We start from the raw sequence: 23,682 nt of genomic DNA, 5'->3' as shown, positions 1-23,682 counted from the left end.
ACTGGCGTTCATTATGCAATTCGCAGGGTTTTATCTATAGTGAGGTACAGTAATTCGCACGGATGAAGGATCCCGGCATGTCCAGACCGTCCCTATCCAGGCGCTCCTTTCTTAAGGGAAGTGCTGTAGCAGGTGTTACTGCCTACCTCGCGCCCTTGGGCAGCGATGCCTTTGGCGCTCTCTTCGAAGATCGGGTGCTGTCACCAACCAATGAGGCTTGGCAGCTTGCGGAAGGCAAAATGCGCTTTCGTCTTGACGGCATCGCCAAGGTGACGGGCAGTAAGGTCTTCGCCCGTGATATCCGGGCAAAAGACATGCCCCACTGGCCGGATCAACAATCTCACGCCTTCATCATCCGTGCGACCCGATGTGATCATAGCCTCAAGGGTATCAACCTGAGCCGCCTTGAGCAGGCCGGGTTGATGCCGGATCAACTTGTCACCGCAGAAGACATGAAACGGGACAAAATCGAAGTGCCTCGTTTCTTCGGCCCCGACTTCTTTCTGGCCAAAGGCGACACGGCAGCTTATCTGGGCTACCCCGTGGCAATGCTGATCTATCACGACTTCGCACGTTACCGGCTGGCCAAGAGCCGCATCCGCTTCGCCGATGATGTGGTCACTTACGGCGAGCAGACACCTCTGCCGGAAAAGCCACCCTACGGTGCCTTCCGCTACATCCGCGTGGGTGGCGAGACGCCCTTCGCAGAAGACACCTTCTCCGCTCTGCAGGAGACCGTGCTCTATCCGGACTTCCGCAAGCGTCATCCGGTATGGCCTGAAGCACTGGAGAACGGCAAAAACACCGAGAAGGCGATGTTTTACGCTCAGCAACTGCAGGACAAACTGGCCAATGCGCCTGACGACTGGCTGGTGTTCGAAGGCGAATATAACTCCCAGTACACGGATCATTTCGCGATGGAGGCGGATAATGCCAACTGCTGGTTCGACCAGAGCAAGGGCGATATGCATGTGGTCTGTGGCACCCAGTCGCCCCAGGAGCTCGTCAACTGGATGCCGGAAGTTCTGTCCAATAGTTCCTTTCAGAGCAGGCGTTTCTTTCTACATCCGGCCTACACCGTGGGCTATGGGTCTAAGGATGCCACCATCTTCCCGTATTACGGGTTGATCGCCGCACTATACGCAGACGGCAAGCCTGTGCGACTGGCCAACGACCGCTTCGAGCAGTTCCAGGCCACAATGAAACGCCACCCCTTCACCATGAAGAACCGCCTGGCAGTGGATCGGGAGACCGGCAAGTTCCAGGTTTTCAAACAGGACCTGACCGCTAACGGTGGTGGTCGCGCCAACTTCTCCAACTCTGTAGCTTTCGTTGGCGCCACGGCCGCCCAATCGATTTATTACATGCCCAACAGTGACCTGACCGCCACGGCGATTTACTCGCGGATGCCCGAAGCTGGTTCGTTCCGGGGCTACGGCACCTTACAGACCATGTCTGCCACGGAACTGATGGTGGATGAGATTGCCGGTCAGCTGAACATGGATCCTATCGATCTGCGCCTTCGCAACGTGTTCAAAAGTGGCATGAAGAATACACAGGGTGCGATTCCAGCGGGCCATCTTCGAAACGAAGAAATTCTGCACAAAGCCAGGAATCACTCTATCTGGACCGAGCGTGAGACACGAAAACAGGCTTACGAAACCGCTCATCCGGAAGAGCGTTACGGCGTCGGGTTTGCGTGTGTGCAGAAAGACTTTGGTCATGGCGCTGAATCCGCCTTCTCCGAAGTTCGCCTGACGCCAGAGGGCCGTATCGAAGTGCGTAATACCGGTGCTGAAATGGGCACTGGTTACTCCACCGGTCAGGCCGCCGTAGTCGCCGCCTGGCTGGGTCGTGCCGCCGACCAGGTACGTACGGCGGAGATGGAGTGGGACGACATGCAGATGTACGAGACCACCAGCCCTTACTTCATCTCTCAGGAGGAACAGAACAAGTCCATAAAGGACCCGCGCTGGACACCGCTGCTCCTGCAGGCTTCCAGTGCCAGCAATTCAGCGTACTATTTTTCGTTTCCCACCCTGGAGGCGGCCCGGATCATCTTCCGTCACGGCCTCTGGCCCGCCGCCCAGGAATTCTGGCAGCGCGGGATCGGTGGCGGCCAGTCGGCGCCCTATGTGGTACGTGAGGAAAACGCCCGCTGGGAGGCCGGCCATTTGACGGCCCGGGGCATGGAACCGCTGTCTCTGGAGTTTCTTGCCAAACGTGCCCACGAGATGGGCCTGATAACCGGTGTCATCAGCCACGCCTTTAATCGCTGGGAATGGTCCAGGGCGGATTATGAGATTAATGGTCGGTCCGAGAACCTGCCTCTGGACGGACTTGCCGTCCAGTATGGCATTGGTGCTTCCGAGGCACAGAAGGCTCTGATGACCAGCAAGCGTGGCTATCACCTGCTGACCCGCAAGAACCCTTATATCCCACCGACCCAGCGAAATAATGCTGGTGTCACATACTACAGTGGCTGCGGCACTCTGGTGGAGTTGGCGGTGCATACCGGCACCGGCAAAGTCTCTGTGCTGAACCATCACACGTTTCTCGAATGTGGTAACACGCTTGTAGAGCAACTGGTATCCGGTCAGATTCAGGGCGGTATCGCCATGGGTATCGGCCATGCGCTTTATGAAGAGATGCCTCTTTACGAAGACGGTCCCGGCAACGGCACCTGGAATATCAATCGCTACCACGTCCCCCGGGCCAGTGAAGTCGCTGTATGGCAGCAAACCTCAGAAATCCTGCCACCGCTGTCGCGAACCGATCCACCGAAAGGCATTGCAGAAGTCGTGATGATTCCCATCGTCGGCGCTATCGGAAACGGCATCGCACATGCCATCGGTCACCATTTCCGAAGCCTGCCCATCACACCAGACAAGATCAGGGAGGTTTTATGACAACGGAGCAGTCCAAGGCCGCCGTCATCCCTACACGGCCGCTGAAGGTCACCATTAACGGCGAAGCCCAGCCAATCGAGGATATTCCCGAAGAGCTGATGATGCTTGACTACCTGCACGAATATCGCAACCTCACAGGTACCCGGTTTGGATGTGGTCGGGGCATGTGTCGCGCCTGCACAGTGATCGTAGACAAGCCCGACGGCAGTAGCGAGGAAGTGCGCACCTGCATCACCGGTGCCCACTACTTTGACGGTAAGACGATCCGCACGGTTGAGGGGCATGCACAGCGGGACGAAGAGGGCCATATTGATGCCCTATCCACAGTGCAGCAGCAATTCCTGGAGCACTTCTCATTTCAGTGCAGCTATTGCGCGCCGGGCTTCGTCAATGCCGCCACCGTTCTGGTGGAGCGCCTGCAGCGGAAGCCGATTTCGCGCTCTCAGCTTGAGGGCACTATCAGCGAGGCACTGGAATCCCACATCTGTCGTTGTACCGGCTATGTGCGTTATTTCGAAGCCGTTCGCGATGCCGTTTTGAAGACACCGGGCACCACCAAAGAGGCGAGCTGATTATGAATAGTCGCAGCATCCTCGTAATGGCCGTCGCGCTGGGCATGAACACCACCAATGCCTGGAGTGCATCTGCAGATAACAGCACCCTGGAGCAGGGGCGGTATCTGGTCCGCGCCGCTGACTGTGCCGCCTGCCATACTCAGGAAGGTGGCACGCCGTACGCAGGCGGGCGCCCGATGGAAACACCCTTTGGCATTGTATACGGCACCAACATCACCCCGGACAAGGAATACGGCATCGGTGCTTACAGTGCGGATGAGTTCTACCACGTGCTGACTGAAGGCGAACTGCCAGATGGCACTCAGCTCTATCCGGCGATGCCGTACACGGCCTACCACAGCATTCCGCGCCAGGATTCCGATGCCATGTATGCCTACCTGATGAGTCTCAAACCGGTGAACATCGAGGCGCCGGAAACAGATCTCAGTTGGCCATTCAGCATGCGCTGGACACTCAATTTCTGGAACCTGATGTTCGCTGGCGAAACCCCCAACAACGCCGAGGACCAATCCGACGAATGGCAGCGGGGGCGTTATATGGTGGATGTCCTGGGACATTGTGGGGAATGTCATACACCGCGCAATGCCCTGGGTGCCGTCGACACCGACCAGCACCTTCAAGGCAGCGTTATTGCGGGCTACGAGGCTCCAAGTCTGACACCAGACAAACTCGCCGCCCGCGGCTGGACACCCACCGCCTTGCAAACCTTCCTCCGTGAAGGCATTAGCGATCAGGGATCCATGTTCAATGAGATGTACCTCGTATTCCATCACAGCACCCGTTATCTTCGTGATGAGGACTTGAAGGCCATGAGTGTTTACCTGATGGGCGAGGACCCGCCGGACGCCCGGGTCGTCGATGCAGAGCACAGTGCAAGCGCCGACAGCCCTGGCCGCCGCCATTACCTCAATGTCTGCGCCGGTTGCCATGGAGCACAAGGCCAGGGTGTACCCCATGTGGCGGTTGCGATGAAGGGGAATACCACTTTGCGTCTGGACCACCCCCGCAACCTTGTAAAGGTAATTCACGACGGTATTGATGCGCAGAAATTCAATGGCTTCGAACGCATGCAGGCCATGCCTGGTTTCGCCGACAAGCTAAGCAGTGCGGAAATTGCTGAACTCGTGAACTTCCTGCGCCAGAGTTGGGGTGGCCTGGATGCGATCATCGATGCCGCGGCTGTGGATGAGTTGACCGGCAACAGCGAAGAGTAGACTTTATGAACGTAGTTATCATAGGCGCAGGAATTATGGGAACCACCTTTGCCACTTTGGCAAAAGAGCTGGCTCCGGATATGGATATCACTATTTTAGAGAGACTGGACAGCGCCGGGGCGGGAAACTCGTCCCCATTCTGGAACGCCGGCACAGGGCATGAAGCGAACTGTGAGCTCAATTATACCCCCGTGGACGGGGACGTGGTTTCGATTGAAAAAGCCTTCAAAATCCATGCCCAGTTCAATGTGGCCAAACAGTTCTGGGCTTATTTGATCGAGAAGGGCGCCATCAAGGACCCGAAAACATTTATCAATCAAACCAGACACTGCACCATCGTTTCCGAATCCGCTATTGAGGAGCTGCGATTGCGGTTCAAAGAAATGTCTGCCCATCATTTCTTTGAGCACATGCGTTACTCAGAAGACTTTGATGAGATAAAGAGCTGGATTCCTTACACCATGGACGAGCGCCCACGCCATGAAAAAATGGCGGCTACCGTTATTGAAACAGGTACGGACGTTAATTTTGGTGCGTTAACAGAGCAAATGGCGGCCCACGCCAGACAGAACCTGGGCGTGAAATTTGAGTATGGCACCCACGTTAAGCGCGTGCACAGAAGCCCGTCAGGGCAATGGGTTATCGAGGCTGAATGCAACGGGCGTCCGGTTCGGTACAAAGCGGATGTGCTTTTTGTGGGTGCTGGTGGGGGTGCATTTCCCCTTCTGAAAAAAAGCCGCTTGCCGTTTCGAAACCGCTTCGCCGGCTTTCCCGTTGGTGGGCGTTTTCTTATGGCGCCGATCAGCGAAGAACAAGCCGGATACTACCGCGCTAAAACCTATGGCAAAGCGGAAGTGGGCGCGCCTCCTATGTCCGTACCGCATCTGGATTTGCGGGTGATTGACGGAAAGCACTACCTGTTGTTCGGCCCTTTCGCCTCATTCAAGCTTCGTCTCGAGAGAGATCGGGGGTTTTTCGACTACCTCAAATCCATTCGCCTGCATGATATTCCGGGCTTGCTGAATGTTGCCGTAGAGAATTTCCCCTTGGTTAAATATCTGATCTCGGAGACCTTAAAAGGCGAAAAGAGCATGTTTGAGGAGCTTGAAAGTTTTGCTCCGGGCATGGGCAAAAGGTTTGACTGGAAACCGATTCAAGCTGGCCAGCGAGTGCAAATCATCAAAGACGGTGATTTGCAGATGGGCACAGAAATCCTTGTGTCCAAGGACAAGACCTACGGGACGTTGCTGGGAGCATCGCCTGGAGCGTCGGTATCGCCCGAGGTGATGTTGCGCTGTCTGGAACAATTGATACCGTCTGTATTTTCTACCGAAGATGCCAAAGCAAAGAGGAACATGATTTTCCCCGAGGACAATCTGGATACGTTGATCAATCATCCCGACCGTTACAGGGAAATTCGCGATGCCGCCAACAAACAGTTGGGGATTATTCAGCCCAAAATGCAGTGAGGTCGGCCTACATTATCGACAAAGCCAATACGGTGGGGAGCAATATATGGACAGCCGGATCAATGTGACTTCGCCTCTTGTCATCCTCCACGGTGATGAAATGGCGCAGGTTGCTTTCGAGCAGATTCTCGAAAAATTCGTTACCGCGCACCTGAACATCCAGCTCGAGGAAGTTGACCTGTCTGCGGAACACCGCTTGCTGACCAATGGCCAGGTGGTGATTGACGCTATCGACGCCCTTCAACGCCATGGCGTAGGGGTGAAGAACGCCGGTATGACCGTCAACCGCCAGCAACTGGAAGAGCTGCTCCGCAAGCACCCAAACGTGGACTCCGGCAATCTCGATCCACTGGCTATCAAATCCCCGAACGGTGCCATCCGCAAGGGCATCAGCGGCAACATTACTCGTGAGGACATCCAGTTTCGCAACCTGAAAATCAGCCGGCCTGACTGGATCGGCCGCGACATTGAAGTGGACACCATGGAGTTCGGTGGCATCAAAAACAGCTTCAACCAGCTCTCCCAGGCCACGGGCGTGGTCAAGCTGATGTTTGTAGGCAGCAGCGGCGACCCGGTGGAATTGCACCGCCGGGAGGTGCGAAAGGGAGATCCCTGGCTGCTGGCCACCAACGACATGGAAGACGTCAAAGCCTGGGCGCACCGCTTTTTCCAGCGCGCCATTGACGAGAAACGGGACGTCTACCTGGGCCTGAAAGACACCGTTATCCCCGGTTATGACGGCGCCATGCGCACGGTGATTGAAGATATCTACCACAGCGACTACAGCCAGCAGATCAAGGATCTGGGGCTGGGTTACTACTACGAACTCATAGATGCTCAGGCTGCGCGCATAGTCTCCAATCCACCACAGCGAGCGCTTTGGGGCGTGCCCGACAACACCACCGGGCGCAAGCTGTTCAAACTGGTCAACCAGCTGCGGAAGTTCGGCATTCCCAGCCGCAGTGCCCATGTTTCCATCTCCCGCATGAGTGCCGGCGGCGGCGACCAGTACGGTAGCTTCAACATGCCGGCGCAAGAAGACGGCATCCTCAAGGTGATCGTTGACGGTGAAGAAAAACATGCCCGCAGCATCAGTAAGGGCGACCCAATACTGCTCATGTCCAACGACCACGAGGCCATCAAGGATTGGGTGGCCCAGGTTTTCCGTGACGCTTCTCGCAAGGACAAAGAGGTCTACTTCGGCCTCAAGCGCGAGTACATGGAATACGACGAAGTCTTCAGCAACGTTATCACCGAAGTACGTCGGGAACTGGCGCGGGAGGACACGCCACCGCCGTCCTTCATGATCATGCGGCCCTCGAGCCAGCTCAAAAAAATGATCACCGATCCCCCGAGAAACGCTCTCTATCCCTCGCAGAACCTGGACGGCGACATCTTCTCCGACATCTCCGCTGCCCTCGGCGGCAGCCTGGCCACTGCCAGCTCTATCATCGAGAGCAAAGACGGCACCATGCTCTTCGAGGCGCCCCATGGCACCGCCCACGACCTGTATCTGAAATACCTGGAGAGTGACGGTCAAGAAGCCCACTTTAACCCCTCCGCCCTGATCTTCGCCCTCGCTAATGCTTTGGAAACCCTGGGTAACCGCGAGGGAAACACGCCTCTCACCAAATACGCCGTCAACCTCAAGGCAGCATTGACCGACACCGTTGACAGCGGAATTGTCACCGCTGACCTCAAGGGCAAGACCGTTGATCCGGAATCTGAGAGGGTAGTGGATATGAGAGGTTTTCTGGAGGCGGTAGCAGACGCGCTCCAGTAACCCGTATTTACGCGACTAACCTGAGCCGTCACTTTCCCTATGTCGAAAACTTCTCTTGTTGTTCGTCTAACAGGTACGAAGCTGGAATCTGTACATAGCCGGCTTCACAAATGTGGTACCAAGTTACCGTGACCTGAAATCCAATGAGAAAAGGAAGCAAAAATGAGCTACATCGACGGTTTCGTGATCGCTTGTCCCGAAGATAACCGGCAAGCGTTTATTGACCATGCCAGAAAGGCCGACCAGGTGTTCATGGAACTGGGCGCCATCCGTGTTCTCGAATGTTGGGGCGACGATGTTCCTGACGGCGAGACGACTGACTTCCGTCGGGCCGTACAGGCGCAGCAGGGAGAAGCGGTGATTTTTTCCTGGATCGAGTGGCCAGACAAGGCGACGCGTGATGACGCCATGAAGCGCTTTGATGAGCTGATGAAAACCGATCCACGCATGAACCCCGAAACGAACCCCATGCCCTTCGACGGCAAACGCATGATCTATGGAGGGTTTACGCCGGTTGTCTCGCTCAAGACGGTTTCTTCATAGGTTGCGGCTGTGCGTGATCGGCGCAGTCAATAATCAGGCCATGGCGAAAGTTGATGTTCCGCTGCTTGCCGCGCACTTCATCGATTTCCTTGGCCTGCTTATCTACATTCATTACAAGGGAGGAGGTATCGCAACATAGCTCTGCGTTGGCATTCGGTATCTTTTGCCAGCTCCTTTTTCTAATACTCCGTGCCATTTTTCGGAGCTAATGGGTTGAATTATGACAACTAAATTGAAAGGTGGCTGCCTTTGTGGAACTGTCGCGTACATGGTTGAAGACAACTTTACCAAGCTTGTTATTTGCCATTGCACGCAATGCCAGCAGATTACGGGCTCTTCTCACGCGTCAAATTTGCTGACCGATCCAGCCAATATCCTATGGTTAAGCGGTAAAGACCAGTTAATCCGTTACGATGATCCGGAGAGAGAGTTTACGAAGGTATTCTGCTCGAAATGCGGGTCTGGCTTACCGTTCGTAAACCAAAGTCGCACCCACCTAATCGTTCCCGCTGGATCACTAAGGCAATCGCCTTCTTTTAAAACGCGAGAGAACATTTTCTGCTCAGAGCAGCCTTCATGGGATCACAAGGGCACCTCCGGGAAGTCCGTTGAGTGATTCCATAGGTAGAACATTAAATGTGACAGGGCTCAACAAAGTATATGTTGCCGGACTTGAGCACATGCCTTTACTACCGAGCTTTCGTTATGGCCGCGGCGGGAGGTTCGGTTCATACACGACCTGTTCAGTCCTTCCAGAAAGGTTTCTTGTGCTCCTGCTCGGCCTGAGATCTCGAGATGCCAATATCCTTTAGCATGAAATCCGGCATGCTCGCGAGCTGGCGTCGCGTGCGCCAATTGATCAGCCATCTTTCAAGCCTGGCGGTAAGATTTATTCTCAGGTTGCTGGAGTGATCGATTCTTTGTTTTTCGATGCTTTGCTCGTCTTTTCTTGAACTTGCTAGCGCTCCCATCTGCATGACCCCGTGCTGTGAGTTAGGGTTTATTATTCTCAATGCGGGCCTTTCTGAACAAACGGTTAATATAGGCTTATACTTAAGTTAAAATTATGTGTAGCGATTAGAAAAGGGCGCAAGTCTATGCAAGCTATGCCACCACTGCGGGCTTTGCAGGTGTTCCGGCACGCCGCAAACTTAATGAGCTTTAAGGAAGCAGCGAAAGCAATGAATATTTCGCAAGCGGCCGTCAGCTCGCATATCAGAAAGCTTGAAGCGTTTCTCGGTCTATCGCTTTTTGAGCGATTGACCCGCGAAGTCAGATTGACCCGCGAAGGAAGAGAGCTGCTGACCTATGTGGAGGCGGGCTTCCAGGAACTGGAAAAGGGGATCGCCAATTTTTCAGAGGACCCTTATCCGGACCGGCTCACCGTCACGACCATCCCATCGTTTGCAAGCCGTTGGCTGGTGACACGGTTGGAAAAGTTCCAGAGTTTATATCCGCGACTGACCATCAGCCTGATTCCCAATTGGCACCTGGCAAATTTTCGGGAGGATGGGATAGACATCGCAATACGGTTCGGGAAGGGAAACTATGAGAATTTAACGTCAATCAAATTGTTGGATGAAACGCTTTTGCCCGTATGCCATCCAGATCTTGTGGGAGGTCAAAAAGTCACACCTGAGGCACTCACTCAATTGCCATGGCTATTGGACGATTCTGACGATATGGCGGGTCCCTGGCGGGCATTACAGGAAACTATCGGTGTCGAGATACCGGATGACTCGGTGAAAGTCAGGGTGACGGAATCCTCAACGCTGGTAGAGGCAATTCTGGGCGGCCATGGAATATCGCTTCTGCGCTATAGCCTCGTTTATGAACTGCTGGAATCGGGGCTGCTTTTTTGCCCATTCGATGTGTCATTGCCGGCGGACTACCAGTATTACCTCGTTGCACCAGAGGCCAAGTTTCGTTCCCCTAAAGTCAGGGCGTTTGTATCCTGGATTATTGCCGAAGTCCAATCAGTTGCTGCGGCGCCGGGTGAGCACGGAACAGGTACTACTAGGCAATGAGCCCTTTGGTTTGGAGCGAGACGTGATGATGGCCAGTTCATGGCTAATCAATTTGTGGTCGCTCTATGAATGCGATCGGCAGTCGTTCTGTAACCCTCGCGCTCTGCAATGTAGTCTAGTACCCATGTGTTTACGAATTCGGGTGTACACACTCACACTGGCCCCCATAATCAAACCCACGCATGAGGAGTCCCTATGTTAAAGCCAATACCCCGGGAAACCCTCACTAATGTTGCGACGCTCGGCGATCTCGCAACGTTGGCGAACTATTCGCTCATGGACACTCTCAATTGCGACCCTGAGGGGCGGGCAAACGGAGCCGACCACGCGCCGCGACAGGTCTTCTCGGGCCACTATGTTCCGGTGAACCCCACACCAATTGAAAACCCCGAGTACGTCGCGCATAGCAAAAACCTGTTTCGCGAACTCGGGTTCGCCGACAGCATGGCGCAGTCGGCCGATTTCGTCCGCATGTTTTCCGGCGACTTATCGAATGTTCCGGAGCCGATGCGCTCCGTCGGGTGGGCCTGTGGCTACGCACTTTCTATCTACGGCACCGAATACACCCAGCAGTGCCCCTTCCATACCGGCAACGGATACGGCGACGGGCGCGCAATTTCGGTATTTGAGGCCGTCATCAACGGTCGACGCTGGGAGATGCAGCTAAAAGGTGGCGGTCGAACGCCATACTGCCGTGGCGCAGACGGTCGGGCCGTTTTGCGGTCGAGTGTTCGGGAATTCCTGGCACAGGAGCATATGCACGCGCTCGGGGTGCCAACGTCACGATCTCTGAGTTTGTACGTTTCGAAAACGGAGAGAGTCAGGCGCCCATGGTATTCGGAGGGCTCGCATTCGAGAGACCCGGACATACTTATATCAGAGCCGGTCGCTATCTCGACGCGCGTCGCACCGTCGTTCATTCGAGTTGGCCAACTCGAGCTCTTCGGTCGCCGCGCTCGCAAGCAGGAACACCCGCAAGCGATGGAGGAGCTTGAGAAGATCGTGTTGCACTTGATCGATCGTGAGTACGCAGACGTCATCGACCAGAAGCTAACCACCCCCGAAAAGGTGCTGTTACTTGCGCGCGAATTTCTCAGCCGACTCACGTCGTTGGTGGCGAATTGGATTCGCGTTGGCTACTGCCAGGGCAACTTCAACAGTGACAACTGTGCGGCCGGCGGCTTCACACTCGACTACGGCCCATTCGGATTCTGCGAGGTATTCGATCCACATTATCAGCCATGGACCGGTGGCGGACATCATTTTGCGTTTTTGAATCAACCGGTGGCAGCCGAACGCAATTTTCATATGTTTTGTGTGGCGTTGCGGCCGTTGCTTGCGACGCATCCGCACACTCTGGGCCAACTCGATGAGATTCGAAGTGATTTCCCAAAGGAGATGCAAGCACAAATGGAAAAGATGTGGGCTGCCAAGCTCGGACTTGGCGCTTTTAACACGGCGTTGTTTAGCGAGCTCGTAACGCTGATGGAGCACACGCCAGTTGATTACACCATGTTCTTCCGCGAGCTCTCGACGGTGCCGGACGACATTGGCCCGCTCAAAAAAAGTTTCTACAAGGGCTCTGCATATGGTGCAGACCCCGAAGGAATGGACAAGCGATGGTCCGAGTGGCTCACAAACTGGAAATCGCTCACTCAACCCAGCTCTCGTGAAGAGCTTTCTCGCCAGATGAAGCTCGTCAATCCAAAGTACAGTTTGCGGGAGTGGCTGGTTGTGCCTGCGTATCAGCAAGCAGCTGCGGGGAACTACTCTTTAATTCGAGAGTTGCAGGAAGTCATGACGCAGCCATACGCCGAGCAGACCAAGGATGTGGAGGGGAAATACTATAGGCTGAAGCCGTCGGAGTTTTTCGAGCTCGGTGGATCGTCGCATCTTAGTTGTTCATCGTGATCGTGAGGATATTACCGCCGGTGCAGATGTTCGCGGAATCATCGGCGAACGGGTGCTGGTTCGCCCCATGCAACAGGCGCCTGACAACCCGTCATCCTACAACCTCATCACATTCGGTTCCGAGTGCAATGGTGGCTACGCCGAGTACGCCGTGGCGCGGTCCAGCGAACTATTTGCGGTGAACGGCACACTGAGCGAAGCTGAGCTCGCCTCGTTTCCCTGCGCCTACTCAGGCCACTTGACCGATGAGGCGAAAGCGATGAATCGGTCTATTTCGGCCTGATTTTCGCTTTCACCCCATTCAAATCCAATGGATCGCGTTGCTGACAGCTCGGTAATTGGCCGTTTAACAATATTCAGTGATTCGTAGTGTTCAGGAACAATAGCAATGCCAGCTCCCTGTTCCACCAGGGAAAGTGCCCGGTCGTCCTGATCGGTGATGTATGCCACATTCAGTCGCACACCCGCTGTTTTCATTAGCACTTTTAACATCTGGCGGTATTCGCAGTGAGAACGGGATACAAAGGGTTCATTCTCCAGATCCGCGAGACATAATGACGGCGCCTCACTCAGATGGTGACTGGTAGCCATAGCCACTTTGTAAGACTCAGAGAATAGTCGCTTTGAGTAGCTGACCTGCCGCCCTTTCTCAGGGTGTTCCGGAAGTATGGTTAGTGAAAGATCAATCCGGCCTGCCACAGCCAGTCTTTCCATTTCTTCGCTGGAGGCGTCGAACACCTGGAGTTTGAGACTGGAATTCTCCCGTCGGTACGGCTCAATCAAGCGGGCTATATTGGTAATAGACAGTGTATTGACAACGCCCAGTCGTAGCATCCTTTGCTGGTCATGGTTTTTTAGCTCATCCCGGGCTCTGTTGCATTCATTTACTATCTGCGTTGCCCTTTTGAGCAGTGTTTGTCCTGCAGGCGTCAATACAACGCTGCGTTTGTTGCGCGTAAAAAGCCGGACTCCCAGCTCTCCTTCCAGTTTCGCAATCGATGCTGATAGCGCTGGTTGCGAAACAAAGGCCCTCTTCGCACCCCGAGTAAAGCTTTTTGATTCGGCAGCCGCCAGAAATAGGCGCAGTTGCTGTAGCTCCATATAATAACCATTGGTTGTGGTTGGCATTCAAACAATCGATTTTATCTATGTTATGCGCTGGTCTAAGCTGTTACCAGTTCTTTGACAAAATCAGGAGAAAGCAATGGGCGCCACAGATAAACCAATCGCGTTAGTGATCGGAGCCGGAGATCATCTGGGAGGAGCTATTGCCCGTCGTTTCGCGAGGGAGGGCTTTCACCTCGTTGTTACTCGGCGCCGAGGAGATTTGCAGGCACTCAGTACTGAAATCAGTGCCCTTGGATCGAGTGTAACCACGATTCATTCGGATGCACGAGATGAAGACCAGGTCAGTGAATTGATTGGCAGGGTGGAGTCCGAACTAGGTCCGATAAGGGTCGTTGTATTTAATGTTGGTGGGAACGTTCAGTTCGATATTTGCGACACAACCACCCGGATTTATCGAAAGGTCTGGGAAATGTGTGCACTGGCAGGGTTTTTGGTCGGGCGTGAAGTGGCGAAAAAGATGCTGCCCCGTAATGAGGGAACCATCCTGTTCACCGGAGCATCGGCGAGCCTGAGAGGAGGGCGGGGATTCGCCGCCTTTGCCGGAGGCAAGCATGCACTGCGGGCGCTGGCACAGAGCATGGCCCGGGAGCTGGGGCCACAAGGTATTCACGTCGGCCACGTGGTTATCGACGGGCTCATACGCAATGAGGCCACCGCCGAAATTCTGCCAGATCTTTATGCCAGTAAGGGGGAGGAGGGCATCATCGAACCCGACGACCTCGCGGAGATCTATTGGCAGCTCCATAAGCAGCCCCGTTCGGCCTGGACATTCGAACAAGATGCCCGGCCTTTCTCGGAATCCTGGTAATTCATTATCAACAAGAGGTGTTCAGCATGAGTACGAGTATCGATTTCTATTATGACTTCATAAGCCTTTCGTCCTATTTTGCGTTTATGCGGTTGACGGAACTTACCGAAGGTACGGGCGCCCGTATCAATTACAAACCGATTCTGCTTGGGGGCGTCTTCAAGGCTACAGGCAACACGTCCCCCGTCACCATCCCGGCGAAATGGGAGTGGATCAAGGCCGATTTTCAACGCCATGCTGATCATTATGGCATTCCGTTCCAGCTTAACCCGCACTTCATATTCAGTACTGTTAACGCGATGCGCGGTGCACTTTGGGCGCTATCCGTGGGCCGAATTGAAGACTACAACCGCGCCATGTTCTCCGCTGCTTGGGCCGAGGGCAAAGACCTTTCATCTCGCGAGGTTCTGCGAGATACGCTGGTCAAAGCAGGCTTCGATGCGGATGAAGTGATGGAAGCGATGGCGCAGCCCGAGATCAAAACCGCGCTGATTGATGCCACAGATGAAGCGGTTAGCCGCGGCGTATTCGGAGCTCCAACCTTTTTCGTTAAGGATGAAATGCACTTTGGACAGGATAGGTTGGACTGGGCATTGAGGTGAAGATGTACCGTCCCTGGTACTAAGGTACAAATGAAACCTCCAACACTCAACCGTGGCTTTCAGCCCTTACTTCGCCACGAATAACGATCTGACCGCTGTATGGTGCAGGTTGAGCGTGCTCGGAGTTCGGCTCGTCTGATTTCCGGTCTGCCAGGCTAGCATTTGCTGGTAAGGCAGCGATCGCAAAAAGCGAAGCGAGAGCAATCAATACAAATTTACGCATGGCATTTTCTCCACAGTTCGATGGATTAACGCTCATACCGATGTCGAAAAACGACTCGATATCAGATGGTAGAAGTATGGGCTCAGAGATTGTCGGGCAATGTGCCCGACCACTGAATACGGTTAGTGACAGCTTAGTGGCTGCCACCCAAATCGACCGTTTCAACCGCGGGGTTGTTTCCACGCTCAATATCTTCCTGGCTCACACCTTCTGCTTGTGCAAGTGCAGAAAAAGCGAGTACAGAGAAAACGAAAAAAAACTTGTTAAGTGCGTTCATATGACATTCCACCTTTTAGGAGAATTAAGTTAAACAACGTCGCCTCTTTGGCGTGATTGAAATTCTCTCTGTTTAGCGCGCTAAGAAAAAATTGCTTTGAGGTATACAACACATCAGTTCAAATGATGAGTTCGAATGATCGTCAGGAGAAAGGAATGGGTAACAGATAAACGAGGCAGGCCTTTATACGTTACTGGTTTCCGAGGTTACTATGATAGGTGCAGTTCTATTCGGTGGCACATTCGTAGGAATTGCCTGCCGGTATCTTGGTTGAGGTATCACTCAGGGAAATACAAACTATATCTGTAGCGTATTAGTTATCTCGGTCAATCGGGTGCAATTTGATGTGAACCAACCGATAACCGGAGTATACAGATGACGGACATTGTTCATGTAACTGACGCGAACTTTGGCGAAGTAGTTGTAGGGAATGAAAGAGCTGTTCTCGTCGACTTCTGGGCGCCATGGTGCGGCCCATGCAAAGCTGTGGCGCCGCTTCTCGAAGAAATTGCCGACGAATTTGGAGGCCGGCTGACAGTTGTCAAAGTCAATGTGGACGACAGCCCTGAAATTGCTGCGAGGATGAAAATTAGAGGCATTCCAACGCTGGTACTTTTCCGCGATGGTGATGTGGTTGCACAGCAGACCGGTGCCGGTAGCCTGGGCCAGCTTAGAACCTTTGTGAAAGGGCACTTGTAGAAGTCATTGAAAAGCCTCCGCGTTCGGAGGCTTTTCTTTTCTGTCTGCCCGGAATTCAACATGTCTGCATAACCTGGTTGCGACGGCAACTTTTACCGGTCAGACTGAAAACGGCTTTTCTTGCCGAGGTACTTTAGCCATGAAAACCCAAGAGCTTCAGTTGCTCTATATCTTTGACGCGATCATGACGGAGCGTTCGGTCACCCGTGCAGCCGACAGGCTTGCGATGACCCAGCCAGCGGTCTCCAACGCGATTTCCAGGATGAGGCACATCTGGAATGACCCTCTTTTCGTGCGCAAAGGGCGGAATATCGAGCCAACCTCATACGCATGGAGCCTTTGGGACCAGGTTGGTGGGCCAATGTTCGCCCTGACGAATGCTGTACATGCCACCCAATTCGATCCGTTGACTTCACGGCGGAAGTTCCGTGTCGCGGCGACCGACGTGATTGTAGAGTTAATCTGGCGTGAGTTGCTTGAGCTGCTTGAACGTGAAGCCCCGGGCGTTGACCTTCATGCTGTACCTTACACCCCGGAAGGTACCCGAGATGCGTTACGCGAAGCCAACGTTGATCTCGCAGTCGGAATGTTGAATCACCACGATCATAGCCTTCGCAGCACCTGGTTGTTTGACGGAGGGTATGCGCTGGCGATGAGAGCGGATCATCCACTCGCCGGCAGGCAAATAACCATGGATGAGTTTATGGATGCCCGCCACCTTCTGGTGAGCATGTCCGGAGAGGCTCATGGTTTCGTGGACAGTTATCTGGACCAGAAAGGGAAGAGTCGACGCATTGCGGCCACCACCAACCACTTCTCCGGTGTTCCTGAAATATTAAAAGAAACAAATCTGATAGCGGCCATTCCGGAAATAATCAGTCAGGACTGCGGCTTCGTGAATGATTTATGGATGGGCGACCTGCCGTTCGACGTTGACCCGACGAGTCTCTACCTTATCTGGCATGCCCGCCACGACCGGGATCCAGGGGTCATCTGGATACGGGATCACATCGAAAGGCTCCTTCAGGAGCGCTGGCATGACGTGATGACAAACTCTCCGTGTGGCCGCTCGAGAAAAAAAGTTGCCGATCAAAGAGCCAGACTGGTCAGCGCCTGAGTCCTGGACGAGTGGCGTGAACCCGATTGGCTTGGTGAAGTGTTTTTAAGTTGGCCTATTAATTGCTAATCACTCTATAGTTATAAACGGTGACAAACCCCCGGCTCAGGCCAATACACAAGAGTGATGGATCGTTGAAGGAACCTACCGGAAACCAGATAAAAATCAGCCTGTGGCGCAACAGCCTGTTAAGGCGTTATCTGGTCCTTTCGCTTCTGGTTACGGTACTGCCACTGTTGGTGGTTACCTGGTTCTATGATCGCTTCACTGGGGAGCTGCTCGAGGATCTGGGGGAGCAAAAAGTTCAACACTCCATGAATGCGACCCACGCTGCATTATCAGGGTTTCTGAAAGCCCGGCAGTTTGAGCTCGAAACGATTGTGGATTTGCCTAATATTGAGCGGTTCCTGTCGGGGGATCCCTTGTCACCCGAACTGGAGCCGACTCACGCATTGATCAGCTTCGAAACGGACAGCTTCGATATCTACGGTGTGCTTTTCTTCGATACCCAGTGGCAACTAAAAACAGCATTGCCGGGTGTTGCCTCATCGGGGCCTCCTTACTGGGGTGAAACGGAGTTTTCGCTGGAGGGTCTGCCCAGAATCAAATTTGCTGATTACTGGCTGATTGGCCCACAACCGCCTCGCCAGGGGCGCTCTGGCTGGTTTTTATTGGCTGCGCCATTGCCGCTGAGTTCAGTGGACACATCATCTTCCGGATTTGTCGCCTTGCATCTTCGGTTTGCCAGCCTGGCGGAGCTGCTAAAAGGCCAGTCGCGAATCGACGGCTTTACACCGCTAATAAGCACCTCTGAAGGACAACGTTTTACCGTAAATGGTCGACCTGCTCTGGATAAGACGCCCAGCTGGCTCAGTGAGGAGTTTGCACCGGGTTGGTCAATTGAAGTGGTCAAGCACCACCCCGCTGTCAACCTCAGCCAGGAGCTCAGACGCCCTGTTTTCCTGTTGGGGGTGGGCGTATCTGTGGTACTTGTTGGCGGCTTTTTCATGGCTCTTATTCTGCGGATAAAACGAAGGTTTGTACCCTTGATTGAAGGAGCGGAAGCGGTCTCCAGAGGCGATTGGAATATCCACATTCCCCCTGAAGGAAACGATGAGATAACCCTTCTAGCCAAAGCGTTCAACCGCATGGGAGGGCGGCTTCAGGCGTTGATAGACTCGCGTCTGGATGTCGAGAAAAAAGCGGTCCTTGGAGAGTTTTCGGCCAGCATTGCTCATGAGGTACGCAACCCCTTGGCCACCATCAAGGTTTGTGTACAGAGCTTTCCCATAGATGAAGACCCACGAAACGCCGAGCTTATCACGCTTGTTCTGGAAGAGATCGACCGGGTCAACGGGGTTGTTGAGAACTTACTGAGTTTTGCCCGACCGTTCGATCCAGAACGCGTATGGGTGACGGCCGGTGACCTGCTTCGGCGGTTAGCCGCACTGATTGACCCACTCGCTGTCAGAGAGAACATCCAATTGAGTCTGTCAGGCGATCTGGATGCTCGCTTGTGTATCGATGAAAATCAGATTCAGCAGGTACTGATGAACCTGGCACTCAACAGCATTCAGGCCATGCCGGAAGGTGGAGGGCTCAATTTAGCGGTTCAGAGCACCAAAGAAAATACGGTCATTATTGTAGGCGATACGGGTATCGGTATGGCGCCTGAATCGCTGGAAAGGGCGACAGAACCTTTTTACACGACCAAGAGCCAGGGTACAGGCCTGGGATTGTCCATTTCCAAACGCTTGGTACAGCTTAATGGCGGACACCTGCAAATGAGCAGTGAACCAGGAGCAGGTACACGAGTTTTACTGACATTCAATGCTTCAAGAGAGACTCATGAATAAGGCACTGATTCTGATTATTGATGACGAGCAGCGCCTCGTGCGCTCTCTGCAGTTAGCGCTGGAAGCCGACGGCTACCGCATTGCAACCGCCCACACCGGTAGTGCCGGTATCGAAACAGCGCTGGAACGTCAGCCTGATCTGGTGTTGCTGGACTTGCGTTTGCCGGATTTTAGCGGCCTGGAGGTGTTGAAACAGTTGCAGCTACAGTTACCCACTTGTCCCGTAGTGATGTTTTCCGCCCATGGCGATATCAAGGTCGCCATTGAAGCGCTGAAAAGTGGCGCCCTGGACTTCATCACCAAACCTTTTGATATTCATGAGCTTAAATCGTTGATCGCCCGTACGCTCGAACGTTGCAGGCTGGACAAGGAGGTGCGTTTTTTCCGCGAGCGCGAGTTGGGAAAAGCGCGCTTGATTGGCCACAGCGAAGCCATGCGACGTCTGCATGAAGACCTCACCCGCATCGCCCGTAGCGGCGCCAAGACCCTTCTTCTACAGGGGGCTTCGGGGACGGGGAAAACGGCCGTGGCGCGACAGGTTCATCAGCTTTCGAAGGTGTCATCCGGCCCTTTTGTGGAGGTAAATTGCGCTGCGTTACCGGAGCAACTGTTGGAGGCTGAACTCTTTGGGTCAGAAAAAGGCGCCTATACCGGCGCTCATCAACGTCGTTCAGGGCTGGTGGAGTTGGCCAATGGCGGCACGCTTTTTCTGGACGAAATTGGCGAGATGCCGCTGGCACTCCAGGCCAAATTGCTGAGTTTCCTTGAAGATCACACGTACCGACCTATAGGATCCAGCCGCGTTTACCAGGCAGAGGCGCGAATTATTGCGGCCACTAATCGCGAATTGGGGCAGGCCGCGGAGGAAGGAAGCTTCCGGGCGGATCTGTATTACCGCCTTAATGTGATGCCGATAAGAGTACCTGCACTGGCACAACGACGCGAGGATATCCCGCTGCTTATAGAGCATTTCAGCCTGAAGATGGCCGCCAGTGAGGGTTGTTCTCCAGTATTGATTGAGCAGGAGATTATGAATCACCTGAGAGATTACGAATGGCCGGGCAATATCCGCGAACTGAAAAACCTGCTGGAACGGCTAACAGTGCTCTACCCAGGTGAAGTGGTAACGCTTTCCATGTTGCCTCCGGAAATGCAGCCAAGTGATTATCCCACTTTTTGTGCAGACGGTTCCATTGAAGATCGTTTGGCGGAAACTGAGCGGGACATCATTCTCAGAACCCTGGAGCAAGCAGGAGGACGCAAGGGAGCCGCTGCAGAAAAGCTTGGAATATCGCGCCATGCCTTCAAGCGACGACTGTAGAAACTGGGGATAGTGGAATGAAGCCCAAAGGTGTTTTGAATTTGCCGCGCCTTTTCCGAAAGGCTTTGGGGGCAACCGTTGTGATCTGGTCGTTGTTGCCATCTGCCTATGGACAGGAGTCGCTGGTAGGGGAAGAGGCTGCGGAGCCTGACCTAACGATCGGCTGCCTTTACCCGTTAACAGGGCCGATGGGATTTTTCGGTCGTGACGCTGATGTCGCGATAGGTATGGCACTGGATCAACTTCAACAGTTGAATCACCAGTACATGAATGCTGGTGAAGCCAAGCTTTACCCCCGCCTGAAAGTCCTTCTCGAAGACAGCAAAGGCAAGCGCCATCGCAGTGCCACCCTGGCCCGACAGTTGGTAGAAGAGCAAGGCGCCGATATTTTGTGCGGCGTAGTGTATTCAAGCATCGCCCTTGAGATAAGCGCTTATGCCGAACAGCAGAAAATGCTCTTCATTGGAGCGGGTCACAGCTCGTCAAGACTGACGCAGGCGCCTGTGAATCCGTGGTATTTCAGGGTCAACAATGACAGCCGGCAGTCCATGCGTGCGGGTGCGCGTTACCTGAAAGAAATGAAATCCGAGCAGCCGTGGACCACGCTAGCATACGTCGGGCCCGACTATGACTATGGCCACAGAGCGCTGGGGGATCTCCTGGAGGGGTTGGAAGCCCTGGATGTGCACTTCGAGATCAGCGGGGAGTATTATCCCAAACTTTCGGAACCGGATTATTCAACCTATATCCAAGCGCTTTTGAGTTCGCCGCCCGACATAGTGATCTGCAATTTTTTTGGTGATGACTTTGCAAACTTTGTCCGTCAGGCGCATTTACAAGGTTTGTTAGAGGTCAGCCGTCTGGCTAACTTCGACACCGGGGGCGGATACAGTATTATCGCGGCACTGGGGAATGACCTTCCTCCCGGCGTGATTCTTTCAGGCCATCACCACAATAACTGGCCGGACACTCCAAGAAATCGTGAGTTTGTGGCGGAGTTTCACCGCCGAAGTGGCCGATATCCGAATTTTATGGCCGAGAGCGCTTATGCGGCCATTCTGGCGGTTGCCGAAGCCTGGCGGCAAGCCGAGAACACCGATGCTGATGGCATGCGGCTGGCGCTGGAAGGGCTGAAACTGTCACTGCCCGAAGACCCACCCGGGTTTCAATCGTGGATCGATCCCATCAGCCATCAGATAATGCAGGTCACCGCCATTGGTGAGTCGCTGCCGAATGAAGACTACCCGCCAGCAAAACGCATGTTGGGTAACTGGAAGGTCTATATGCCTGAAATTAACCCCCTGACGCCCTGACTCTCCAGGCCACCTCCCGCGCAATCTACCTCCCGGGCACCAGGGGCGAAATTCGCTCATGACCAGGCTCATTCTGAGCGCTAATCGCTCATCGCTCTGGCTGATGATGAGCGATTAGCGCTCATAGTTGTCGTTGTCGCAGAATTTACCCCGATTTAATCCAATAAAAACAGCCCTTTTTGTTTTCCTCGCAATTGGCACCGGTCTTGCTCTGTCTCCGACATAGCTCCAACAAAAAGGTGAAGCCAATCATGAAGAAGACCAAGCTGCTCCCAGCCACCGAAAGCGCATACCAATACCCCTTGCTGATCAAAAGCCTGCTGTTGTCGGGTGTGCGTTATTTTCCTGACCGTGAAATCGTCTACAGCGATATCTCTCGTTATGACTACCTGACCCTGAACGAGCGCATCGCGCGCCTGGCCAATGCATTGAAAAAAGCCGGTATTGGTGCCGGTGATACCGTGGCTGTCATGGATTGGGATAGCCATCGCTACCTGGAAGCTTACTTCGCTATACCCATGATCGGCGCAGTATTGCATCACGTGAATATTCGCCTGAGCCCCGACCAGATTATCTACACCATGAATCACGCAGAAGATGACATTGTGCTGGTTCACGATGATTTTCTACCGTTGATCGAGAAGGTGGCTCCCGAGCTCAAGACCGTGAGTGGTTACGTGCAGTTGACAGACGCCCCGAACGCAGGCGCAACCACATTGAATGTGATCGGCGAATATGAGTCGATGCTGGCTGCAGCAGACGCTGAGTGCGACTTCCCGGATTTTGATGAAAACTCGATCGCGACAACATTCTATACCACCGGGACCACCGGCAACCCGAAAGGGGTGTACTTCAGTCATCGTCAGTTGGTGCTGCACACACTAAGTACAGCGGTAACGCTGGGTAGCTCGGACGCAAACGCGTTGTTGCGTAGCGACGATGTCTATATGCCAATGACCCCGATGTTCCATGTTCACGCCTGGGGTGTTCCCTATATCGCCACCATGCTCGGGGTCAAGCAGGTCTATCCGGGTCGTTATGAACCGAACCGTCTGGTTCAGTTGTTCCGGGACGAGGGCGTTACTTTCTCTCACGGGGTCCCGACCGTATTGCAGATGGTGCTCAATTGCGAAGAAGCCAAGACCACGGATCTGTCGGGCTGGAATATGCTCACAGGTGGCTCTGCACCCACTCAGGCTTTATCCGCTCAGATGGCTGACCGCGGTATCAACTTCGTAACCGCTTACGGTATGTCCGAGACCTGCCCGGTTATCACAATGGTCAACCTGACAGATGAAGAACGAACCCTGCCGATGTCCGAGCAGAGCGCAGCCCGCATTCTTGCAGGTGTCGCAACACCTCTGGTTGATATTCGTATCGTTGATGCTGAGGGCAACGATGTCCCTCACGATGGCGAGGCTGTCGGTGAAGTGGTCGCGCGTGCTCCCTGGCTGACCGAGGGTTACCTGAAAGAACCGGAGAAAAGCGCCGAATTGTGGGAAGGAGGATGGCTGCATACCGGTGATGTGGGATCGATAAACAGCCGCAACACCCTGCAGATCAAGGACCGAATCAAAGACGTGATCAAGACAGGCGGTGAATGGATCTCCACCATCGAGCTAGAAAACCTGATCAGCAAGCATGCAGCCGTATTAGAAGTCGCTGTGGTTGGTGTTCCTGACGAGCGCTGGGATGAGCGGCCGGTGGCGACCATCGTAATCCGAGAGGGTGCTCAGTTGACCTCCGATGCCATCAAAGACCATCTCAAGCAGTTCGTTGATAGCGGTGAGATTGCGAAGTGGGCAATTCCGGAGCGGATTGAGTTCGTCTATGAGATTCCCAAAACCAGCGTTGGAAAAATCAATAAAAAGCTGATTCGTAGCGAGTTAAATACATAAAACAACTCT

At 53.9% G+C, this 23,682-nt stretch carries 22 protein-coding genes; 18 read left to right on the top strand and 4 right to left on the bottom strand.

The window, feature by feature from the left end; translation table 11 throughout:
* Positions 1-77 precede the first annotated feature (77 nt).
* The 7 genes from FFI90_RS05730 (at position 78) to FFI90_RS20485 (ending at position 9,109) form a co-directional block, all read left to right on the top strand.
* Positions 78-2,909, top strand: coding sequence for a molybdopterin cofactor-binding domain-containing protein (locus FFI90_RS05730; RefSeq protein WP_144776916.1), 2,832 nt, complete (start codon positions 78-80; stop codon positions 2,907-2,909).
* A gap of 26 nt (positions 2,910-2,935) precedes the next feature.
* Positions 2,936-3,481, top strand: coding sequence for a (2Fe-2S)-binding protein (locus FFI90_RS05725; protein ID WP_246123409.1), 546 nt, complete (start codon positions 2,936-2,938; stop codon positions 3,479-3,481).
* 2 nt (positions 3,482-3,483) lie between these two features.
* Entirely contained in the window at positions 3,484-4,698 is a 1,215-nt protein-coding gene (locus FFI90_RS05720) for a c-type cytochrome (RefSeq protein ID WP_222120481.1), read from the top strand.
* A 5-nt stretch (positions 4,699-4,703) separates the two neighbouring features.
* On the top strand, positions 4,704-6,167 hold the full coding sequence (locus tag FFI90_RS05715) for a malate:quinone oxidoreductase (RefSeq protein WP_144776914.1): 1,464 nt from the start codon (positions 4,704-4,706) through the stop codon (positions 6,165-6,167).
* A 46-nt stretch (positions 6,168-6,213) separates the two neighbouring features.
* Positions 6,214-7,950 (top strand): isocitrate/isopropylmalate family dehydrogenase, encoded by a 1,737-nt coding sequence (locus tag FFI90_RS05710; RefSeq protein WP_144776913.1) that lies wholly within the window; start codon positions 6,214-6,216, stop codon positions 7,948-7,950.
* A 162-nt stretch (positions 7,951-8,112) separates the two neighbouring features.
* The gene (locus FFI90_RS05705; protein ID WP_144776912.1) at positions 8,113-8,493 is read left to right on the top strand and encodes a DUF1428 domain-containing protein; all 381 of its coding nucleotides are present in this window, start codon (positions 8,113-8,115) and stop codon (positions 8,491-8,493) included.
* Positions 8,494-8,713: 220 nt separating this feature from the next.
* Positions 8,714-9,109, top strand: coding sequence for a GFA family protein (locus FFI90_RS20485; protein ID WP_144776911.1), 396 nt, complete (start codon positions 8,714-8,716; stop codon positions 9,107-9,109).
* A 127-nt stretch (positions 9,110-9,236) separates the two neighbouring features.
* Here FFI90_RS20485 and FFI90_RS05695 read toward each other — a convergent pair whose 3' ends face one another.
* Positions 9,237-9,464, bottom strand: coding sequence for a DUF1127 domain-containing protein (locus FFI90_RS05695; RefSeq protein ID WP_144776910.1), 228 nt, complete (start codon positions 9,462-9,464; stop codon positions 9,237-9,239).
* Positions 9,465-9,590: 126 nt separating this feature from the next.
* Between FFI90_RS05695 and FFI90_RS05690 the strand changes: the two genes are divergently transcribed.
* From FFI90_RS05690 to FFI90_RS20090, 3 genes are all read left to right on the top strand, one after another.
* Positions 9,591-10,520: a LysR substrate-binding domain-containing protein gene (locus tag FFI90_RS05690; protein WP_144776909.1), complete on the top strand. Its 930-nt coding sequence runs from the start codon at positions 9,591-9,593 to the stop codon at positions 10,518-10,520.
* Between the two features lie 195 nt (positions 10,521-10,715).
* Positions 10,716-12,431 (top strand): protein adenylyltransferase SelO, encoded by a 1,716-nt coding sequence (locus FFI90_RS05685; protein WP_144776908.1) that lies wholly within the window; start codon positions 10,716-10,718, stop codon positions 12,429-12,431.
* The gene (locus FFI90_RS20090) at positions 12,400-12,714 is read left to right on the top strand and encodes an MDR/zinc-dependent alcohol dehydrogenase-like family protein (protein WP_186317917.1); all 315 of its coding nucleotides are present in this window, start codon (positions 12,400-12,402) and stop codon (positions 12,712-12,714) included. The genes FFI90_RS05685 and FFI90_RS20090 overlap by 32 nt, the downstream gene beginning before the upstream one ends.
* Here FFI90_RS20090 and FFI90_RS05675 read toward each other — a convergent pair.
* Positions 12,657-13,559, bottom strand: a complete 903-nt coding sequence (locus tag FFI90_RS05675; protein WP_246123357.1) for a LysR family transcriptional regulator — start codon at positions 13,557-13,559, stop codon at positions 12,657-12,659. The two genes, FFI90_RS20090 and FFI90_RS05675, sit on opposite strands and share 58 nt — an antisense overlap.
* Before the next feature lie 76 nt (positions 13,560-13,635).
* Here FFI90_RS05675 and FFI90_RS05670 point away from each other — a divergent pair, with 76 nt between their 5' ends.
* Together FFI90_RS05670 and FFI90_RS05665 are read left to right on the top strand one after the other, a co-directional pair.
* On the top strand, positions 13,636-14,367 hold the full coding sequence (locus tag FFI90_RS05670) for an SDR family NAD(P)-dependent oxidoreductase (RefSeq protein ID WP_144776907.1): 732 nt from the start codon (positions 13,636-13,638) through the stop codon (positions 14,365-14,367).
* A gap of 26 nt (positions 14,368-14,393) precedes the next feature.
* Complete coding sequence (locus tag FFI90_RS05665; RefSeq protein WP_144776906.1) at positions 14,394-14,969, top strand: 2-hydroxychromene-2-carboxylate isomerase; 576 nt, start codon at positions 14,394-14,396, stop codon at positions 14,967-14,969.
* A gap of 46 nt (positions 14,970-15,015) precedes the next feature.
* On the opposite strand, the gene FFI90_RS20085 is transcribed toward FFI90_RS05665, so the two are convergent.
* Together FFI90_RS20085 and FFI90_RS20080 are read right to left on the bottom strand one after the other, a co-directional pair.
* A complete protein-coding gene (locus FFI90_RS20085; protein WP_186317916.1) occupies positions 15,016-15,192 on the bottom strand; it encodes a hypothetical protein in 177 nt (58 codons plus the stop codon).
* Positions 15,193-15,325: 133 nt separating this feature from the next.
* Positions 15,326-15,469 carry a hypothetical protein gene (locus tag FFI90_RS20080; protein ID WP_186317915.1) on the bottom strand — a complete coding sequence of 48 codons (144 nt, stop codon included), beginning with the start codon at positions 15,467-15,469 and terminating at the stop codon, positions 15,326-15,328.
* A 369-nt stretch (positions 15,470-15,838) separates the two neighbouring features.
* Between FFI90_RS20080 and trxA the strand changes: the two genes are divergently transcribed.
* From trxA to FFI90_RS05635, 6 genes are all read left to right on the top strand, one after another.
* Positions 15,839-16,168 (top strand): thioredoxin, encoded by a 330-nt coding sequence (gene trxA, locus FFI90_RS05660; RefSeq protein ID WP_425463087.1) that lies wholly within the window; start codon positions 15,839-15,841, stop codon positions 16,166-16,168.
* A gap of 139 nt (positions 16,169-16,307) precedes the next feature.
* Positions 16,308-17,285 (top strand): LysR family transcriptional regulator, encoded by a 978-nt coding sequence (locus FFI90_RS05655; RefSeq protein ID WP_144776904.1) that lies wholly within the window; start codon positions 16,308-16,310, stop codon positions 17,283-17,285.
* Positions 17,286-17,419: 134 nt separating this feature from the next.
* Positions 17,420-19,141, top strand: coding sequence for a sensor histidine kinase (locus FFI90_RS05650; protein ID WP_144776903.1), 1,722 nt, complete (start codon positions 17,420-17,422; stop codon positions 19,139-19,141).
* Entirely contained in the window at positions 19,134-20,462 is a 1,329-nt protein-coding gene (locus FFI90_RS05645; RefSeq protein ID WP_144776902.1) for a sigma-54-dependent transcriptional regulator, read from the top strand. Before FFI90_RS05650 ends, FFI90_RS05645 begins: the two co-directional genes overlap by 8 nt.
* A 17-nt stretch (positions 20,463-20,479) precedes the next feature.
* Complete coding sequence (locus FFI90_RS05640) at positions 20,480-21,775, top strand: ABC transporter substrate-binding protein (RefSeq protein WP_144776901.1); 1,296 nt, start codon at positions 20,480-20,482, stop codon at positions 21,773-21,775.
* A 251-nt stretch (positions 21,776-22,026) separates the two neighbouring features.
* A complete protein-coding gene (locus FFI90_RS05635; RefSeq protein WP_144776900.1) occupies positions 22,027-23,673 on the top strand; it encodes a fatty acid--CoA ligase in 1,647 nt (548 codons plus the stop codon).
* Positions 23,674-23,682 lie beyond the last annotated feature (9 nt).

Origin of the sequence: Marinobacter maritimus (genome assembly GCF_007671675.1) — a bacterium.
GTDB classification, from domain to species: domain Bacteria; phylum Pseudomonadota; class Gammaproteobacteria; order Pseudomonadales; family Oleiphilaceae; genus Marinobacter; species Marinobacter maritimus.
This window is presented reverse-complemented; position numbering and strand designations above follow the sequence as displayed.

Bases quoted from the DNA above. Each gene is read 5' to 3' on its own strand.
- FFI90_RS05730 (WP_144776916.1), top strand. From the start codon at position 78: ATGTCCAGACCGTCCCTATCCAGGCGCTCCTTTCTTAAGGGAAGTGCT.
- FFI90_RS05720 (WP_222120481.1), top strand. From the start codon at position 3,484: ATGAATAGTCGCAGCATCCTCGTAATGGCCGTCGCGCTGGGCATGAAC.
- FFI90_RS05715 (WP_144776914.1), top strand. From the start codon at position 4,704: ATGAACGTAGTTATCATAGGCGCAGGAATTATGGGAACCACCTTTGCC.
- FFI90_RS05710 (WP_144776913.1), top strand. From the start codon at position 6,214: ATGGACAGCCGGATCAATGTGACTTCGCCTCTTGTCATCCTCCACGGT.
- FFI90_RS05705 (WP_144776912.1), top strand. From the start codon at position 8,113: ATGAGCTACATCGACGGTTTCGTGATCGCTTGTCCCGAAGATAACCGG.
- FFI90_RS20485 (WP_144776911.1), top strand. From the start codon at position 8,714: ATGACAACTAAATTGAAAGGTGGCTGCCTTTGTGGAACTGTCGCGTAC.
- FFI90_RS05695 (WP_144776910.1), bottom strand. From the start codon at position 9,464: ATGGGAGCGCTAGCAAGTTCAAGAAAAGACGAGCAAAGCATCGAAAAA.
- FFI90_RS05690 (WP_144776909.1), top strand. From the start codon at position 9,591: ATGCAAGCTATGCCACCACTGCGGGCTTTGCAGGTGTTCCGGCACGCC.
- FFI90_RS05685 (WP_144776908.1), top strand. From the start codon at position 10,716: ATGTTAAAGCCAATACCCCGGGAAACCCTCACTAATGTTGCGACGCTC.
- FFI90_RS05675 (WP_246123357.1), bottom strand. From the start codon at position 13,559: ATGCCAACCACAACCAATGGTTATTATATGGAGCTACAGCAACTGCGC.
- FFI90_RS05670 (WP_144776907.1), top strand. From the start codon at position 13,636: ATGGGCGCCACAGATAAACCAATCGCGTTAGTGATCGGAGCCGGAGAT.
- FFI90_RS05665 (WP_144776906.1), top strand. From the start codon at position 14,394: ATGAGTACGAGTATCGATTTCTATTATGACTTCATAAGCCTTTCGTCC.
- FFI90_RS20085 (WP_186317916.1), bottom strand. From the start codon at position 15,192: ATGCGTAAATTTGTATTGATTGCTCTCGCTTCGCTTTTTGCGATCGCT.
- FFI90_RS20080 (WP_186317915.1), bottom strand. From the start codon at position 15,469: ATGAACGCACTTAACAAGTTTTTTTTCGTTTTCTCTGTACTCGCTTTT.
- FFI90_RS05655 (WP_144776904.1), top strand. From the start codon at position 16,308: ATGAAAACCCAAGAGCTTCAGTTGCTCTATATCTTTGACGCGATCATG.
- FFI90_RS05645 (WP_144776902.1), top strand. From the start codon at position 19,134: ATGAATAAGGCACTGATTCTGATTATTGATGACGAGCAGCGCCTCGTG.
- FFI90_RS05640 (WP_144776901.1), top strand. From the start codon at position 20,480: ATGAAGCCCAAAGGTGTTTTGAATTTGCCGCGCCTTTTCCGAAAGGCT.
- FFI90_RS05635 (WP_144776900.1), top strand. From the start codon at position 22,027: ATGAAGAAGACCAAGCTGCTCCCAGCCACCGAAAGCGCATACCAATAC.